A 16,831-nucleotide genomic window follows, 5' to 3' on the forward strand; every position below is an offset into this window, starting at 1 on the left:
ACAATGTGCGCGTGGCAACGGATGCGGCTGCAAATAAGCAAAAAAGCCCACTTCGAAGAAGCGGGCTTTCGGTGTGTGATGCGTGGGCGGCGAACGGACCGAACGCGAAGCACGGCCATGCGGTTTCGGAACGACAAGGTATAGGCTGTCTTTCCCCTCGGCGCGTTGCCTGCGATCAGGAAAAATGCCGGAATATCCCGGCATTTCGCTAGCTCGCCGTTTCTTCCGTGCGGGTCAGAACCGCATGCCGACACCGACGCCCACGATCAGTGGATCGATATTCAACCGGCCGAGCGGCTGAGCGCCTAGCGACGCGTCGGTATGCATCCAGATCTTCTTGATGTCCGCGTTGACGAAGAGCGTGCGGCTGACCTGCACGTCGACACCGGCCTGCAACGCCGGACCGAAACTGTGATTCGTGACCGAAACCGACTGGCCGCCCGCGCTCAGACCGTTGTTGTAGAACAGCGTGTAGTTCATCCCCGCACCGACGTACGGGCGGATACGCCCTGCGTGGTTGAAGTGGTATTGGAGCAGCAGCGTCGGCGGCAGCACGTTCACGCCGCCCAGATTGCCGAGGCTCGACGTCAGCTGATGGCGCGACGTGGCGAGAATCAGCTCGACGCCGAGGTTGTCGCGAATCATGTAAGTCAGATCGAGTTCCGGCACGATCGCATTGTTGACGCCGACGTCGAGCGCCGACAGCGTCTGGTTCGTGCGCACGTCGGGCATGATGCTGATCGCGCGCAGACGCACGAGCACGTCACCGGCATGGATGCCGCTCATCGCGTCGCTGCCGGTATCCATGCCGGCCGCCTGAGCCGTAGGCGCGAGCGCGCCTGTACATAGCAGACCGCTGATGAAGACAGCAGTTTTGATTCGCTTCGCGAGCGAGTGCTTCATTGGCTTCCCCGTTTGATCGATGGATGTTGTATCGAGATTGTCGGGGAGCGTGGCGAGCGGTGCGTTGATGCGGGTCAACGTGGCGGGAACGGTTGCGCTGGATGCGACAGTGAGTCGCGCAGCAGATGACCAGAATGAAAAGGCCCACACCAGCGGATTGCCGGTGTGGGCCTTTGAGGGAAGCCGGAGAAGGAACAGCTAGCCGGGCTTTTACTCCACCTTTTACTCCACGCCTTGGCTCGTCAGGAAGTCTTCGTAATTGCCACCGAAGTCGTTCAGCGTGCCATCGGTCTTCACTTCGATGATCCGGTTCGCGAGACCACTGACGAACTCACGATCGTGCGACACGAAAATCAGCGTGCCTTCGAACTTGTCGAGCGCGATCTGCAGCGATTCGATCGACTCCATGTCCATGTGGTTGGTCGGCTCGTCCATCATCAGCACGTTGTGGCGGCCGAGCATCAGCTTGCCCCAGATCATGCGGCCCTTCTCGCCGCCCGACAGCACCTTGACCGACTTGCGGATATCGTCCGCGTTGAACAGCAGCCGGCCGAGCGTGCCGCGCACCATCTGCTCGTCGTCGCCCTCCTGGCGGTAGCCGTCGATCCACTCCATCAGCGTGACGTCGGCCGGAAACTCTTCGTACGTGTCCTGCGGCATGTAGCCGACATTCGCGTTTTCCGCCCACTTCACGTTGCCGTGATCGAGTTCGAGCTTGCCGAGCAGCGAGCGCAGCAGCGTGGTCTTGCCCGCGCCGTTCTCGCCGATGATCGCGATACGCTCGCCCGGCTGCACGCTGATGCTGAAGTTGTTGAAGATCGAACGCTCGTATTTCTTCGAGATGGTGTCGGCAACCACCGCGATGTTGTGCAGTTTCTTTTCGAACTCGAAGCGGATGAACGGGTTCTGCCGCGACGACGGCTTGAATTCCTCGATCTTGATCTTGTCGATCATCTTCAGACGGCTGGTGGCCTGGCGTGCCTTCGACTTGTTCGCCGAGAAGCGCCGCACGAAGTCCTGCAGATCGGCCACGCGTTCCTTCGCCTTCGCGTTGGCGGCCTGCTGACGCTCGCGCGCCTGCGTGCTCGCGAGCATGTAGTCGTCGTAGTTGCCCGGATAGACCTTCAGCGTGCCGTAATCCATGTCGGCCATGTGCGTGCAGACCTGGTTCAGGAAGTGCCGATCGTGCGAGATGATGATCATCGTCGAGTTGTACTGGTTGAGCACGTCTTCCAGCCAACGGATCGAGTTGATGTCCAGGTTGTTGGTCGGTTCGTCGAGCAGCAGCACGTCCGGCTTCGAGAACAGCGCCTGCGCGAGCAGCACGCGCAGTTTCCAGCCCGGCGCGACGTTGCTCATCGGGCCGTTGTGGTCTTCGATCGCGATGCCGATGCCGAGCAGCAGTTCGCCCGCGCGCGCTTCGGCCGTATAGCCGTCGTACTCGGCGAACTTCGCTTCGAGTTCGGCGGCGTGCATGTAGTCGTCGTCGGTGGCGTCGGGGTTCGCGTAGATCGCGTCGCGCTCGGTCATCGCGGCCCACATTTCGGTGTGGCCCATCATCACGACGTCGAGCACGCGCACGTCTTCGTATGCGAACTGATCCTGACGCAGCTTACCGAGACGAACATTCGGTTCGAGCATCACGTTGCCCGAGCTGGGTTCGAGATCCGAACCGAGGATCTTCATGAAGGTGGATTTACCGCAGCCGTTCGCACCGATCAGGCCATAGCGGTTCCCTTCCCCGAATTTGACCGAAATGTTCTCGAAGAGGGGCTTCGGCCCGAATTGCATGGTGATATTGGCAGTAGACAGCACGGCGCGTCCCTTTGAATGTGATATCGGCGAAAAACCCAATATTTTAGCAGGTTATCGAGAAACTAACCCGCGAGAAACTAACCCGCGCGACACCTGCCCGCGCGGTCTGTGTTACTGGCGCGGCGCGCCGCGCGGCGTCTGCAGAACGTCGATGAAAGCCGACAGATCGGCATCGGCCAGGCCCATCGCGGCGCCAAGACGCAGCAACTGCTGAACCGTCGACGCGACCGGCATCGGCGTGCCGGTTTCATACGCGGTCGCCGCGACCGTGTCGACATCCTTCTGGAACGTGCGCAGCGCGCCGATCGGCGCGAGGCCGTCTTGCGTCATACGCGGCACGAAGGTTTGCAGCAGCACGGAGTCGGCCCAGCCGCCGGCGAGCGCGTCGGTAAGCTTCGCGGCGTCGATACCGCTGCGCCGCGCGAGGCTCACCGCCTCGGCGATCGCCGCGACGGTCGCGGTGACGATCGCCTGATTGCAGAGTTTCGCGGTCTGCCCGGCGCCGACCTCGCCCATATGCGTGACGCGCGCCGAATAGGCATCGAGCAAGGGGCGTACCGCGGCGACACCGGCGGCCGGGCCGCCGGCCATGATCGCCAGCGTGCCGGCCTGCGCACCGGCCACGCCGCCCGACACGGGCGCGTCGATCCAGCCGATTGGCGCGGGATTGGCCGCGGCGGCGGCGGCGCCGTCGCCGGGTTCGGTGCCTGCCGCCGTTCCCGTGCCCGTTCCCAGTTCCGCGCCTGCGGTGGGTTCAGCCGATACACCGCTTCCCGCGCTTGCTTCCGCTCGGGTTTGTGCGCCGGCTTCGCCTCCCACGCCCCCTACGGCCCCGCTGTCCGTGCCGGATCTCGCGGCCGTATCGATCCCGCCGCCAACCGCCGCCGTCTCAAGCGGCACCCCTTCATTGCCCGGCTGCCCATACGCCGCCACCCGCCGCGCCAGCTCGCGCGTCGCCGCCGGCGGAATGCTCGAATGATCGACGATCCAGCGCACCCGGCGCGGCAGCGCCGGATCGCCGTCGAGCAGCCCCGCCGCGCCGAATACGGTCTGCTCGACCGCCGCCGCGTCCGCGACGCACAGCAGCACGACTTCGCAGCGCGCGGTCAGCTCGCGCGGCGTATCGACGACCTGCGCGCCGTCGGCCCGCAACGCGTCGGCCTTCGCCCGCGTGCGGTTCCACACATGCACGGTGTGCCCCGCGCGCAGCAGATGCCGGATCATCGGCGAGCCCATCAGACCGGGACCGCAAAAACCAATTTCCACGTTGAAACCTCGTCGCTAACGCATTGAATAATCCATCGAGCGGACATGATAACGGCCGCGCACCGCATCAAAACGCCGGGCATGCGGCGTGCGGCATTCCGATTCCGGCGAGCGTATGTGACGTGCCGTGCATTCGATCGCCGACAGACACGAACCGTTGCCTATACTTTTTTTGAAAGCGCGCCTGTCATCCGTGCTTAACACTCGCGCTTTTCCGAACGGCGTTTTTCGACCCACGGCGCAGATCAAGGAGAACATCCATGTCAGACCACGTTTACAAGAAGATCGAACTGACCGGCTCGTCGACGAAATCGATCGACGATGCGATCAGCACCGCGATTGCCAAAGCGTCGGCGACGCTGCGCAATCTGCACTGGTTCGAAGTCACGGAAACGCGCGGCCAGATCGAGGACGGCAAGGTCGCGTACTGGCAGGTCACGCTCAAGGTCGGTCTGCGAATCGAGGATTAGGCGACAGGTTACGCCATGAATTAAGCAGAGGATTGACCAGCGGCGTTGCAGCGTCGTGACATTGCGGCGATCCGCCGTACCGCAACATCGCGAGCGCGCACAAACGCACACGAATGCACGCGCACGCACGCGAACGAAAAAAAGCTGCGTTCAGTTCACGCTGAACGCAGCTTCTTTCAACCGCGAGCGAACACCGGCATCCGCCCCCTGCTTCGCGCCTTACTTCGGCAACGAGCCGTCCACCCCTTCGACATACCAGTTCAGACGCTGCAACTCCGGATCGCTCAGCGTCTTGCCTTCCGGCACCTTGACCGTGCCCGACTGGTCCTTGATCGGCCCGGTAAACACATCGCGCTTGCCGCTCGCGATCAAATCGCGCTGTGCCGCGACCTGTTTCTGTCCATCGGCCGGAATCACCGACGTATTCAGATCCTCGAGGTTGACTGCCTTCTGCGGCAAGCCCCACCACACCGGATCGTTCTTCCACTTGCCGTCGAGCACCTGCTGGATCACCGCGCTGTAGTACACGCCCCAGTGCCCGACTACCGAACCGAGATGCGCGTCGGGACCGAACTTCTTCATATCCGAATCCCAGCCGAACGCGTGCACGTGTTTCTCCGACGCGGTCGCAAGCGTCGCGCTCGAATCGGTGTTCTGCAGCAGCACGTCGGCGCCCTGGCCGATCAGGGTTTCGGCCGCCTGCTTTTCCTTGCCCGGATCGAACCAGCTATTGATCCAGATCACCTTCGTATGCACCTTCGGATTCACCGAACGCGCGCCGAGCGTGAATGCATTGATGTTGCGCACCACTTCCGGAATCGGCACCGACGCGACGAAGCCGAGCGTATTGCTCTTCGTCACGTAGCCGGCCGCGACGCCGGCCAGATACGCGCCCTGATACATGCGCACGTCGTAGGTGCCGAAATTCGGCGCCTTCTTGTAGCCGGTCGCATGCAGGAACACGGTATCGGGGAAATCCTTCGCAACCTTCAACTGGAAATCCTGGAAGCCGAAGCTCGTGCCGAAGATGATCTTGTTGCCCTTGTTCGCGAGATCGCGGAACACGCGTTCCGAGTCCGCCGATTCCGGCACGTTCTCGACCCGCGTGATCTTGATCTTGTTGCCGAACTTCGCTTCGGCTTCCTTCGAACCCTGGTCGTGCGCGAAGGTCCAGCCGGCATCGCCCGGATTGCCGAGATAGACGAACGCGACGCCCGGCACATCGGCGGCGCGAGCGGTTTGCGCGAACGGCGCGGCGCTCAACGCGAGCGAGGCCGCGCTCCACGCAAAAGCGGTCAGCAGATTTCTTCTCTTCATGGGGTTCCCCTGTCGTGTTGAGCGAATCGTGATAAGCGAATAAATAACGCGCCGCAATCGGGCTGCTTTATCAGCCCGCGGAGAAAAACGGCTTGCCGAGCGATGCGGGCGCATTCAACCGGATCGTGTTCGGATTGCGCGAGATCAGCGCGAGCACGACGATCGTCGCGACATACGGCAGCATCGCGAGGAACTGCGTCGGCACCGGCACGCCGATCGCCTGCGCGTAAAACTGCAGCCCGGTCACGGCGCCGAACAGCAGCGAGCCGATCAGCAGACGCCCGGGGCGCCACGTCGCGAACACGACGAGCGCGAGCGCGATCCAGCCGCGGCCCGAAGTCAGGTTCTCCTGCCACAGGTGCAGATTGACGATCGAATAGTAGCCACCCGCGAGCCCCGCCATGCCGCCACCGAACGCGACCGCGCCATAGCGCACGCCGATCACCGGAAAGCCGACCGAATGCGCGACCTGCGGCGATTCGCCGACCGAACGCAGCACCAGCCCCGCGCGCGTGCGATACAGGAACCAGCCGATCGCGGCGAACATCAGGAACGCCAGGTAGTCGAGCGGCGTCAGCGTAAACAGCGCGGGGCCAAGCACCGGAATCTTCGACAACCCCGGAATGGTCCACGTGTCGATCGTCGCGCCCACCGCGGCCGACGTGTACGGCTTGCCGACATACGCCGACAGCCCGATGCCGAAGATCGTCAACGACAGCCCGGTCGCAACCTGGTTGGCGAGCATCGTCAGCGTGAGGAACGCGAACAGCAGCGACATCGCGAGCCCGGCGCCGATCGCGGCAAGCACGCCGAGCCACGGGCTGCCGGTGATCGCGGTGACCGCGTAGCCGCTCACGGCGCCCATCAGCATCATCCCTTCGACGCCGAGATTGAGCACGCCCGACTTTTCGGCGACGAGTTCGCCCGCGCCCGCGAACATCAGCGGGATCGACGCGGTGATGGCGCTCGACGTGAGCGCGCTGGCTTGCTGGATATCCATGGGTAGCCGTTGAGCGGATGAGCGGGCTTAATGAACCGTGGCGGCCGTCGAGCGGCGCCGCACGCGATAGTTGACGAACAGGTCGGCGCCGAGCAGGCAGAACAGCAGCAGCCCCTGAAACACGCCAGAGAGCGCCTGCGGTAATTGCATCGACGTTTGCACCGCTTCGCCGCCGAGATACAGCAAGGCCATCAACAGACTCGCGAGCACGATGCCCAGCGGATGCAACCGGCCGACGAACACAACGATGATCGCGGTGAAGCCATAACCCGGCGACCACGTCGCCTGCAACTGGCCGATCGGACCGGCGATCTCGCCCATGCCGGCGAGGCCCGCGAGGCCGCCGCTGATCAAGAGCGAAGTCCAGATCGTTTTCTTGTCCGAAAAGCCCGCGTAGCGCGCGGCGAGCGGCGCGAGTCCGCCCACATTCATGCGGAAGCCCGCGAAACTCTTGCGCATGAACAGCCACACGAGCGGAATCGCGATCAGCGTGACGAAGATCGATGCGTTCAGGCGCGTGCCGCGCAGCCACTTCCAGTGCCAGTCGCCGTATAGCGTCGGATAAAGCGCATCGCCGCTGAACATCTCCGATAGCGGGAAATTCATCCCCTGCGGATCGCGCCACGGGCCGCTCACCAGATAGATCAGCAACTGCGTCGCGACGTAGGTCAGCATCAGGCTCACGAGAATTTCGTTGGTGTTGAAACGGCTCTTCAGCAATGCGGGAATCGCGGCCCACGCCATGCCGCCCGCGATGCCGGCCGCCATCATCGTCGGCAGGATCCACCAGCCGCTCGCCTGATCGAAGTAGATCGCGACGCCGCTTGCCGCGATGCCGCCGAGCAGCATCTGCCCTTCCGCGCCGATGTTCCATACGTTCGCGCGATAACCGATCGCGAGACCGAGGCCGATCAGGCACAGCGGCGACGCTTTCAGCAGCAGCTCCGACCAGCCGTTGATGCTCGACAGCGGCTCGATAAAGAACGCATGCATCGCCTGCAACGGATCGCGGCCGACGAGGCCGAAGATCAGAAAGCCGATCGCGAGTGTGAGCAGCGCGGCGATCAACGGCACCGCGAGTTGCATCGCGCGCGATGGCGCGGTGCGAGCTTCGAGTCGATAGGCAGGCATCATCAGTGGCTTCGGATGGTTCGTATCGTGTTGTTCAGGGTTCCGGAGCATGCACGCGCATGGCGAGCCGGCTTATAGCGGGCATCGCGATGCGCATCACGCATGCGCCGGCTGATCCGCCGCGGGCGCCGCGCCCTCGCGGTCGCCGAAGAGGCCGGCCATCCAGCGGCCGATTTCCTCCGCATTGGTCGCGCCGGTCGCCCGCACTGGCGACAGCCGCCCGCCCGCGAGCACCGCGAGGCGATCGCAGATATCGAACAGTTCTTCGAGCTCCTCGGAGATCACCAGAATCGCGACGCCGCGCGCGGACAGATCGAGTAGCTGCTGACGGATGAACGCCGCCGCGCCGACGTCGACGCCCCACGTCGGCTGCGCGACGACCAGTACCTTCGGTGTCTGCAGAATCTCGCGGCCCATGATGTACTTCTGTAGATTGCCGCCCGACAGACTTTGCGCGAGCGCTTCGGGGCCGCCGCAGCGCACGTCGAACGCATCGATACAGCGCTTTGCGAACGCGCGCATCGCGCCCGCCTTGATCCAACCCGAGCTGACCATGCCGTGCCGGTGCGCGGTCAGCAGCGCGTTGTCCGCGAGGCTCATCGCCGGCACCGCGCCGCGGCCAAGACGTTCCTCCGGCACGAAGCCGAAGCCGAGCGCGCGTCGGCCGCCGGCACTGAGCCGCGCGGCCGGCTTACCGCAAATCGTGATCGCGTCGGCGCGCAGATGGCGTTTTTCGCCGCGCTTTTCACCTCGTTTTTCACCCGACAGCGCGGCCAGCAACTCCGCCTGGCCATTGCCCGACACGCCGGCGATGCCGAAGATCTCGCCCGCATGCACGCTGAACGACACGTCGCGCAACGACGTACCGAACGGATCGTCGCTCGTCACCGACAACTGCTTCACGTCGAGCAGCACCGCACCCGGCTTATGCTCGCGGCGCATGTAGTCGGGCAGCGAATGACCGACCATCAACTGCGCGAGCGACGCATGCGTCTCGCTCTTCGGTTTCACGTGCCCGGTTACGCGGCCGCCGCGCATCACGGTCGCGGTGTCGCACAACTCCTGAATTTCGTCGAGCTTGTGGCTGATGTACAGAATGCTGCAGCCTTCGGCCGCGAGCCGGCGCAGTGTCGTGAAGAGCTTTCGAACCGCCTGCGGGGTCAGCACCGAGGTCGGTTCGTCCATGATCAACAGACGCGGATTCTGCAGCAGGCAGCGCACGATTTCGACGCGCTGCCGCTCGCCGACGGTCAGGCTATGCACGTGGCGCTGCGGATCGATGTCGAGGCCGTAGTCGGCCGATACTTCGCGGATACGTTTGGCCAGCGCCTTCAGATCGAACGGTTCGTCGAGCGCGAGCGCGATGTTTTCGCCAACCGTCAACGTCTCGAACAGCGAGAAGTGCTGGAACACCATACCGATGCCGAGCTTGCGCGCGGCCGCCGGACTGGCGATCTCGACCGCCTCGCCCTCCCAACGGATCTCGCCGGCATCAGGTCGCACCGCGCCGTAGATGACCTTCATCAACGTGCTCTTGCCCGCGCCGTTCTCGCCGAGTACCGCGTGAATTTCGCCGGGCGCGACGATCAGCGTGACGTCATCGTTCGCGCGCACGGCCGGGTATTGTTTGCTGATACCCGCGAGCGCAAGCCGGGGTACTACGCCACCGGTAGTTGGCGCGCCATCGTTATGTGCAGAGTCGCTCATGTCATTCCGTAGTGCATTCGTGACGCCAGTTGCCGCCTGGTTGCCGCATGTTCATCCACCATGTCGGCGAACGATCCGTCACCACAACCGGATGACAATACCCAATTCGCCCCACCCAGTCGAGCCGACAAAATTCCCGCAAACCCGCGCCGCATCAAGCGTTGCGGGTATGCCACCCTTGACGCCGTTTTTCGGCCATATTAAAACGCATATACCCCCACGCCCACTCGATCAGCCAGCACATATATTTCGGAGAGTCCATGAGCCAGCAACGCGAGGCGATCGACACGTACCTGCTGCGCGTGTTGCATACCCTGTTGATGGAGCGCAGCGTCACCCGCGCCGCCGTCAAACTGAACCAGTCCCAACCCGCGATCAGCGCGGCCCTGCGCCGTCTGCGCGACATCACCGGCGACCCGCTGCTGGTGCGCGGCAAGTCCGGCATGGTGCCGACCGAGTACGGCATGCGCCTGCTCGAACCGGTGCAGAACGCACTGCGCGAAATCGAGCGCATCAGGTTCCAGCAGCACAACTTCGATCCGGCCACGTCGATCCGCTGTTACCGGATCGGCTGTCCCGACTATCTGAACGTACTGTTCGTGCCGACGGTGGTCGAACGCTTTCGTCAGGCCGCGCCGAACGCGACGCTCGAATTTCATTCGCTTGGCCCGGCGTTCGACTACGAACTCGCGCTCGAGGACGGCAAGCTCGACATCGTCGTCGGCAACTGGCCGGAGCCGCCCGAGCAGCTGCATCTGTCGAATCTGTTCGTCGACCAGATCGTCTGCCTGATGAGCAACACGCATCCGTTCGCCAAACGCGGCGGGCTGACGCTCGACCAGTACCTGAACGCGCCGCATCTCGCGCCGACGCCGTACTCGGTCGGCCAGCGTGGTGCGATCGATGTTCATCTCGCGCGCGAGCGGTTGAAGCGCCATGTGGTCGTCACGTTGCCGTACTTCAATCTGGCGCCGTACGTGCTGATCAAGTCCGACCTGATCTTCACGACGACGCGCCTCTTTGCCGATTACTACGCGAAGTTCCTGCCGCTCACCGTGGTGCCCGCGCCGCTCGATTTTCCGCCGATGCAGTACTACCAGCTATGGCACGAGCGCGTGCATTACTCCGACGAAGTGCGCTGGCTGCGCGGACTGGTCGCCGAGGCGACTAAAACGTTGATCGATAAACCTTGATGCCGCTTGCGGCGCGGGCGGCGTTCGCGCGATGTTGTGTTGTCTGTCGTGTGAATGCCTACCGCGCCGCGTGGATTTTTCTGACGTTTTTTCCGCCGCTTTCCCTCCTACACCGCCGCCTCGTACAGCACCCGCGCGAGCCGGTTATGCCGCTCGATCACCGGCCCGAGTTCGAGCGTCGTCAACTGCCCATCCCGCACGACCACCTTGCCGTCGATCACGCTATGGCTCACCTGCGACGGCGCGCAGAACACCAGCGCCGCCACCGGATCGTGCAGCGCGCCCGCAAACATCGGCTGATTCAGATCGAACGCGACGAAGTCCGCGGCCATGCCGGGCGCGAGCGCGCCGATGTCGTCGCGGTTGAGCACGCGCGCGCCGCCCAACGTCGCGATTTCGAGCGCGTCGCGCGCGCTCATCGCATCGGGACCGAAACCGACGCGCTGCAATAGCAGCGCCTGGCGCACCTCGGCGATCATCTGCGCGCCGTCGTTCGACGCCGAACCATCGACGCCGAGGCCCACCGGCACACCCGCGAGCCGCATCCGTTTGACCCGCGCGATGCCCGACGCGAGCCGCATGTTCGAGCACGGACAATGCGCGACACCCGTGCCGGTGCGCGCGAACAGTTCGATGCCGGCGTCATCGAGTTGCACGCAGTGCGCATGCCAGACGTCGCGGCCGACCCAGCCGAGATCCTGCGCATACTGCGCGGGCGTCATGCCGAATTTCTCGCGGCTGTAGGCGACGTCGTTCAGGTTCTCCGCCAGATGCGTATGCATCGATACGCCGAATTCGCGCGCCATCAGCGCCGATTCGCGCATCAGATCGCGGCTCACCGAAAACGGCGAACACGGTGCGACGACCACGCGCAGCATCGCGTAACGTCCGTCGTCGTGATACGTCTCGATCAAACGCTGCGTGTCCGTCAGGATGTCCGCCTCGCGCTCGACCACCGAATCGGGCGGCAGGCCGCCATCCTTGCGGCCGACGCTCATGCTGCCACGCGCCGCGTGAAAGCGCATGCCGATACGGCGCGCCGCCGCGATGCTGTCGTCGAGCCGGCTGCCGTTCGGATAGATATACAGATGATCGCTCGACGTCGTGCAACCGGACAGCAGCAGCTCGGCCATTGCCGTCAGCGTCGATACTTCGATCATGTCCGGCGTGAGGTTCGCCCACACCTTGTAAAGACTCGTGAGCCAGCCGAACAGCTCGGCGTTCTGCGCGGCGGGAATCGCGCGCGTGAGGCTCTGATACATATGGTGATGCGTGTTGACGAGGCCCGGTATCACCAGATGGCCGCGCAGGTCGAGCACTTCATCGGCGCTGGCTGGCAACTGTGCGGTCGTGCCAACCGCGACGATGCGGTTGTCCTCGATATATAAGGCGCCGTCGCGTATCTCGCGCCGCTCGCCGTCCATCGTGACCAGCACGTCCGCGTGCCTGACCAGCATCGTCCTGCCGGGCTGGTTTGCCGTCTTCGCTGCTTCGTTCATCGTCATTCGTCTTCTCCGCCAGAGTTGCCTGCATGCAAAGCCGTTCGAACGCGATGCGGCGGCACGCCACCCGTGCCGTCGCGTTCCGTCGAACGCGATGGGCCCGGTTACCCAGCGTGGTTGCGCCGTCTTCGGGGTGTGCGCCGTGCCCGAATCGCTGATATCACGCCAGATTCGCGAGCCGCGCCGCACAGCCGTCACCTTCCATGGCCAAAATCCGGCTGACAACTCACGCCATTGCGATACCCGGGTTCAGGCCGTCGATATAGTGGTGCTTTTTTGACGCCGGTACGATGAGCCGGCGAGCCCGAGCACAGCCCCGGGCGCGCGGCGCGATGCGCTGCGGCGCTCCGGCAGTGTTCCATCATGCGCCAATGCTTATCTTTCCTATCGCTCGCGCGCCGGATGGGTCATCCTTTCTACAATGACTACCACGGCGCTCGCTTCAGTTCGCCGACGGGTATGTAGCCACTGACGTGGAGCCTCGATCCGCCGCAAACATCATGGATCGGGACGCCGCCGACACCTCGCATTCACACAAGGACAATTGCGAATGGGCAAGCTCACTACCCACGTGCTCGACACCGCGAACGGCCGTCCCGGCGCCGGCATCAAGGTCGAACTCTTCGCGCTCGCGGGCGACACGCGCCGCGCGCTCAAAACCACCTTCACCAATAACGATGGCCGTTGCGACGAAGCGCTGCTCGAAGGCGACGCGCTGGTCGCCGGCGAATACGAACTCGTGTTCGGCGCGGGCGACTACTTCGCGTCGCTCGGCACCAGGGTGCCCGAGCCGCGTTTCGTCGATCGCGTGGTGCTGCGCTTCGGCGTGGCCGATGCCGGCGCGCACTATCACGTGCCGCTACTGGTGTCGCCGTGGTCGTACAGCACTTATCGGGGCAGCTAAGGGCAGTTAGGCGCCCCGTCAGGCAAGGGGCATCGGGCGCGGCGGTATCTGTTATTCAGCATCCGCGTGAGAAGCGCGCGAACCCCATCCGCTAATCGATAAAAACCATATACGGCAAACCGGGCGCACGGCGTCTGTGACCCGGAAACGGCGCGACGAACGACGCGATATCCCGCCAGCGAGTGCTTACCCGGCTGGCGTGCATACCGGACGTCGGCGCGCGCATAACGAATCAGAAGTGGAGGAGTTTCATGGAAGGCTTTATTACCGACTGGCTGAACCTGGCGATCCGCTGGTTCCACGTCATCGCCGCGATTGCATGGATCGGCGAATCGTTCTATTTCGTCGCGCTCGACAACAGCCTGAAACCGCCGACCGATCCGAACCAGCGCCGCCGCGGCGTGTTCGGCGAGCTGTGGCACGTGCATGGCGGCGGCTTCTACAACATGCAGAAGTACACGGTCGCGCCGCCCGAAATGCCGGAAGACCTGCACTGGTCGAAGTGGCCGTCGTACACGACGTGGCTGTCTGGCTTCGGTCTCTTCACCGTGCTGTATCTGTTCTCGCCGAGCACTTACCTGATCGACAAAAACGTGCTCGACATGGGACCGGTGGTCGCGGTCGCCTCGGCGATCGGCTTTCTCGCCGCCGGCTGGATCGTCTACGACTCGCTGTGCCGGATTCTCGGCAACCGCGACAAGGTGCTCGGCATCTGCGTCGGCGCCTACGTGCTGATCGCCGCATGGCTCGCGTGCCATATCTTCGCCGGCCGCGCCGCGTATCTGATCATGGGCGCGATGCTCGCGACGATCATGTCGGCCAACGTGTTCTTCGTGATCATTCCGGGTCAGCGCAAGATGGTCGACGCGATGCTCAAGGGCGACACGCCGAATCCGATCTACGGCAAGCGCGGCAAGCAACGCTCGGTGCACAACACCTATTTCACGCTGCCCGTCGTGTTCGCGATGCTGTCGAACCACTACGCGATGACCTATACGCATCCGTACAACTGGGCGGTGCTGGTGGTGATCATGCTGGCCGGCGCGCTGATTCGTCAGTTCTTCGTGATGCGCCATCGCGGCCAGGTGCTGTGGTATCTGCCGCTCGTCGGCGTCGCGCTGATGTGCACCGCGCTCGTGTGGACCATGCCGCGACCGGTGGTGCCGCAGGCGCAGGCCGCCAATGCACCGACGCTGAAGGTCGCCGATATCGCGCCGGTGCTGCAACAGCGCTGCGTCGCCTGCCACTCCGCGCATCCGACGATGATGGGCAGCGCGCCGGCCGGCGTGCTGATGGATACGCCCGACGAAATCTCGCAGAACGCGCAGCGGATCTATCAGCAGGCGGTCACGCTGAAGGCGATGCCGCTCGGCAACGTCACGCATATGACCGATGAGGAGCGGATGAAGATTGCCGCGTGGTTTGAGGGCGGCGCGGCGAAGTGAGGTAATTCTGGCAGTGATGGAAAGCGGGCCTGTCGCGAAAGCGGCAGGCCCGCTTTTTTTCGACGAGGCGATGCAACGAAGTTCGCCGATCGGGTTAGCGCTTTGTCGCCCCGAGGCTACAATGCACGATCGAAACGTCGAAAATGATGCCTTGGGGCTACGAATGACCACTCTCGCGGATGTCGCGGACATGCTCAAAACGGTCCGCCACGACAGCAAGCTATCGCAGGACGAACTGGCGCGCCGCGCGGGCGTCGCCCGCACCACGGTCGCGCGGATGGAAACACTCGCCAGAAACGATATGAGCGTATCCGTGCTGGTGCGCCTGCTGGAAGCAGCCGGCTACGATCTGAAGTTCGTCGCGCACGGGCACGGGCGCACGCTCGAAGACATTCTTGCTGAACAGCGCAACCCGGACCCGACATGATGAAGCTCGACCGTCCAGGTACTCGGCAAAAGCGTCGCCACGTTATTTCGCGAGCGCGAAGACTATGTCCTCAAATACAACCGTGATGCGAGCGCAACCGATTTCGTCAGCCTGACGATACCGGTGCGCTCGAAAGCAAAAAAAGCCCACGGCATAAACCGTGGGCTTTTCATTTTCATTAACCAATCAACCGCACACACCGCGGATCACGCCGCGCGCCACCCTCAAACCGCCACCGCACTCAACGCATCCTCAGTCAGCCACAGTGACTCGGCCAGATCCTGCTCATTCAGATTGAGCCCGTCCCCGCCACGGTCGACGACGATAAAGTCGCTGACCTCGCCCAACGCAATCAGCGGATGGTGCCACACGCCCTTCGCATAGTTGACGCCCTGCCAGCCACTCGTCACGAACGCGCGAATCTTCGAGACATCGAGTTCGCCCGCCGGCGCGACGACGACCAGATACGGCTTGTCGTTCAGCGGCACGAATGCCTGGCTGCCGAGCGGATGCCGCTCGAGCATCTTCACCTCGAACGGCAACGTGCGCGGCTGGCCGCGAAACAGGTTCACCAGCGTGCGGCCGTTCTCGTCGGTGACATCCACTTTCGCGAGATCGTGAAAGCGCATCGTCGTGCCGAGGTTGATCGGAATCTGCTTCGCGCCTTCGAGTTCGATCACATCGCCGAAGGCGGCGAACGCGGCTTTGGTCAGCGGTTCGATGGCGAGCGTTTTCATTCGAGCGTCCCCCACAGACGCAGACGCGACACGCCACCGTCCGGATAGATGTTGAAACGCACGTGCGTGACGGGCCCGAGCGCGGCGATCTCGCTTTCGAAGAAATGCTGCTTGTCCATCTGCAGCTTCTGTTCGCCGAGCAGCACCGGCCAGAACATCGCCTGCGTGACGAGCGAGCTGTCGGTGCCGCCCTTCACGTACGCGGCCTGGATCGAGCAGCGATCCGGATAGTTGCCCTTGAAGTGCGCGGTATCGACTTCGATCTTGCGGATCACGCCCGGCTGCGCGAGCGCGACGATCGCCCAGTCGTTGCCCGGCTCGCGACGGCGGCGCGTTTCCCAGCCGTCACCCATGTTCACGCCACGGCCCGGCATCAGCAACGTGGACGCGGCGCCGAAGTGCTGGTTGTTCGCGCCGACCAGGTACGCGCCGTTTTCCATCGCGGCGAGATCGAACTGCTCGGTGCGGCTCGCGCCGGCCCAGTCGACTTGCGGCTGCCCATACACGCGCAGACGCGCGATGCCGCCGTCCGGATAGATGTTCACGCGCAGATGCGTGTATGCGTTCGCATCGCTCACTTCGACGTAGAGGTGGCTGTTGCCCTGCAGCGTGGTGGACGGCACGATCTCGGTCCATTGCGTCGACTGATTCGGCGCGCCATCGACGACGCGTGCCGCTTCCACCGATGCCGCCGGCGGGAAGTTGCCGGTGAAGTGGCTCGTATCGAGGTCGAGCCCCTTGATCACGCCCGGGCGCGCAAGCTTGACGACGCACCAGTCGTAGCCGCTCGTGCGCTTGCGGCGGGTTTCCCAGCCGTCCATCCATTTGCCGTTGTCGTCGTACTTGCCGGGAATGAAGACGGCGGGCTCCGGATTCAGCATGCGGTCCTTCGGCGCGAAGAAATCGTCGCTGGCCTCGAGCGCCTGCGCGCCCAGACGCGGATCCGCCAGGTTCACGTAGCGGCGCGTGAATTCCGGTGCGTTGGGGTCGAGAGTCGGAAGTGCCATCTTGGTC

The 16,831-nt window shown here is 63.8% G+C and carries 15 protein-coding genes; 5 read left to right on the plus strand and 10 right to left on the minus strand.

The window, feature by feature from the left end; all coding sequences use genetic code 11:
* Positions 1-234: 234 nt before the first annotated feature.
* The 3 genes from L0U82_RS10005 to L0U82_RS10015 form a co-directional block, all read right to left on the minus strand.
* Entirely contained in the window at positions 235-903 is a 669-nt protein-coding gene (locus tag L0U82_RS10005) for an OmpW/AlkL family protein (RefSeq protein ID WP_442793608.1), read from the minus strand.
* A 222-nt stretch (positions 904-1,125) separates the two neighbouring features.
* On the minus strand, positions 1,126-2,718 hold the full coding sequence (locus L0U82_RS10010; protein ID WP_326489719.1) for an ABC-F family ATPase: 1,593 nt from the start codon (positions 2,716-2,718) through the stop codon (positions 1,126-1,128).
* Between the two features lie 111 nt (positions 2,719-2,829).
* Positions 2,830-3,984, minus strand: a complete 1,155-nt coding sequence (locus L0U82_RS10015; RefSeq protein ID WP_233830444.1) for an NAD(P)-dependent oxidoreductase — start codon at positions 3,982-3,984, stop codon at positions 2,830-2,832.
* Between the two features lie 260 nt (positions 3,985-4,244).
* On the opposite strand from L0U82_RS10015, the gene L0U82_RS10020 reads away from it, so the two are divergent.
* The gene (locus L0U82_RS10020) at positions 4,245-4,454 is read left to right on the plus strand and encodes a dodecin (protein WP_233830446.1); all 210 of its coding nucleotides are present in this window, start codon (positions 4,245-4,247) and stop codon (positions 4,452-4,454) included.
* A gap of 219 nt (positions 4,455-4,673) precedes the next feature.
* Here L0U82_RS10020 and L0U82_RS10025 read toward each other — a convergent pair whose 3' ends face one another.
* From L0U82_RS10025 to L0U82_RS10040, 4 genes are all read right to left on the minus strand, one after another.
* On the minus strand, positions 4,674-5,771 hold the full coding sequence (locus tag L0U82_RS10025) for a BMP family ABC transporter substrate-binding protein (protein WP_233830448.1): 1,098 nt from the start codon (positions 5,769-5,771) through the stop codon (positions 4,674-4,676).
* A 70-nt stretch (positions 5,772-5,841) separates the two neighbouring features.
* A complete protein-coding gene (locus L0U82_RS10030) occupies positions 5,842-6,771 on the minus strand; it encodes an ABC transporter permease (protein ID WP_233830450.1) in 930 nt (309 codons plus the stop codon).
* A gap of 27 nt (positions 6,772-6,798) precedes the next feature.
* Positions 6,799-7,905, minus strand: coding sequence for an ABC transporter permease (locus L0U82_RS10035; protein WP_233833217.1), 1,107 nt, complete (start codon positions 7,903-7,905; stop codon positions 6,799-6,801).
* Positions 7,906-7,998: 93 nt separating this feature from the next.
* Positions 7,999-9,609: an ABC transporter ATP-binding protein gene (locus L0U82_RS10040; protein WP_233830452.1), complete on the minus strand. Its 1,611-nt coding sequence runs from the start codon at positions 9,607-9,609 to the stop codon at positions 7,999-8,001.
* A 260-nt stretch (positions 9,610-9,869) separates the two neighbouring features.
* On the opposite strand from L0U82_RS10040, the gene L0U82_RS10045 reads away from it, so the two are divergent.
* Entirely contained in the window at positions 9,870-10,802 is a 933-nt protein-coding gene (locus tag L0U82_RS10045; RefSeq protein ID WP_233830454.1) for a LysR substrate-binding domain-containing protein, read from the plus strand.
* A 107-nt stretch (positions 10,803-10,909) separates the two neighbouring features.
* Here the strand turns inward: L0U82_RS10045 and L0U82_RS10050 are convergent, their stop codons facing one another.
* Positions 10,910-12,307: an 8-oxoguanine deaminase gene (locus L0U82_RS10050; protein ID WP_233830455.1), complete on the minus strand. Its 1,398-nt coding sequence runs from the start codon at positions 12,305-12,307 to the stop codon at positions 10,910-10,912.
* 547 nt (positions 12,308-12,854) lie between these two features.
* On the opposite strand from L0U82_RS10050, the gene uraH reads away from it, so the two are divergent.
* The 3 genes from uraH (at position 12,855) to L0U82_RS10065 (ending at position 15,080) form a co-directional block, all read left to right on the plus strand.
* Positions 12,855-13,208 carry a hydroxyisourate hydrolase gene (gene uraH / locus L0U82_RS10055; protein WP_233830456.1) on the plus strand — a complete coding sequence of 118 codons (354 nt, stop codon included), beginning with the start codon at positions 12,855-12,857 and terminating at the stop codon, positions 13,206-13,208.
* A gap of 251 nt (positions 13,209-13,459) precedes the next feature.
* On the plus strand, positions 13,460-14,653 hold the full coding sequence (locus tag L0U82_RS10060) for a urate hydroxylase PuuD (protein ID WP_233830457.1): 1,194 nt from the start codon (positions 13,460-13,462) through the stop codon (positions 14,651-14,653).
* Positions 14,654-14,816: 163 nt separating this feature from the next.
* The gene (locus tag L0U82_RS10065) at positions 14,817-15,080 is read left to right on the plus strand and encodes a helix-turn-helix domain-containing protein (protein WP_233830458.1); all 264 of its coding nucleotides are present in this window, start codon (positions 14,817-14,819) and stop codon (positions 15,078-15,080) included.
* Between the two features lie 224 nt (positions 15,081-15,304).
* Here L0U82_RS10065 and L0U82_RS10070 read toward each other — a convergent pair whose 3' ends face one another.
* On the minus strand, positions 15,305-15,817 hold the full coding sequence (locus L0U82_RS10070; RefSeq protein ID WP_233830459.1) for an ureidoglycolate lyase: 513 nt from the start codon (positions 15,815-15,817) through the stop codon (positions 15,305-15,307).
* Positions 15,814-16,824: an allantoicase gene (alc, locus tag L0U82_RS10075; protein WP_233830460.1), complete on the minus strand. Its 1,011-nt coding sequence runs from the start codon at positions 16,822-16,824 to the stop codon at positions 15,814-15,816. The genes L0U82_RS10070 and alc overlap by 4 nt, the downstream gene beginning before the upstream one ends.
* Positions 16,825-16,831 lie beyond the last annotated feature (7 nt).

Source organism: Paraburkholderia sp. ZP32-5, assembly GCF_021390495.1.
Classification (GTDB): domain Bacteria; phylum Pseudomonadota; class Gammaproteobacteria; order Burkholderiales; family Burkholderiaceae; genus Paraburkholderia.

Coding starts and splice junctions, on each gene's coding strand:
- L0U82_RS10060 (WP_233830457.1), top strand. CDS start 13,460: ATGGAAGGCTTTATTACCGACTGGCTGAACCTGGCGATCCGCTGGTTC.
- uraH (WP_233830456.1), top strand. CDS start 12,855: ATGGGCAAGCTCACTACCCACGTGCTCGACACCGCGAACGGCCGTCCC.
- L0U82_RS10020 (WP_233830446.1), top strand. CDS start 4,245: ATGTCAGACCACGTTTACAAGAAGATCGAACTGACCGGCTCGTCGACG.
- L0U82_RS10025 (WP_233830448.1), bottom strand. CDS start 5,771: ATGAAGAGAAGAAATCTGCTGACCGCTTTTGCGTGGAGCGCGGCCTCG.
- L0U82_RS10030 (WP_233830450.1), bottom strand. CDS start 6,771: ATGGATATCCAGCAAGCCAGCGCGCTCACGTCGAGCGCCATCACCGCG.
- L0U82_RS10040 (WP_233830452.1), bottom strand. CDS start 9,609: ATGAGCGACTCTGCACATAACGATGGCGCGCCAACTACCGGTGGCGTA.
- L0U82_RS10045 (WP_233830454.1), top strand. CDS start 9,870: ATGAGCCAGCAACGCGAGGCGATCGACACGTACCTGCTGCGCGTGTTG.
- L0U82_RS10005 (WP_442793608.1), bottom strand. CDS start 903: ATGAAGCACTCGCTCGCGAAGCGAATCAAAACTGCTGTCTTCATCAGC.
- L0U82_RS10050 (WP_233830455.1), bottom strand. CDS start 12,307: ATGACGATGAACGAAGCAGCGAAGACGGCAAACCAGCCCGGCAGGACG.
- alc (WP_233830460.1), bottom strand. CDS start 16,824: ATGGCACTTCCGACTCTCGACCCCAACGCACCGGAATTCACGCGCCGC.
- L0U82_RS10070 (WP_233830459.1), bottom strand. CDS start 15,817: ATGAAAACGCTCGCCATCGAACCGCTGACCAAAGCCGCGTTCGCCGCC.
- L0U82_RS10035 (WP_233833217.1), bottom strand. CDS start 7,905: ATGATGCCTGCCTATCGACTCGAAGCTCGCACCGCGCCATCGCGCGCG.
- L0U82_RS10065 (WP_233830458.1), top strand. CDS start 14,817: ATGACCACTCTCGCGGATGTCGCGGACATGCTCAAAACGGTCCGCCAC.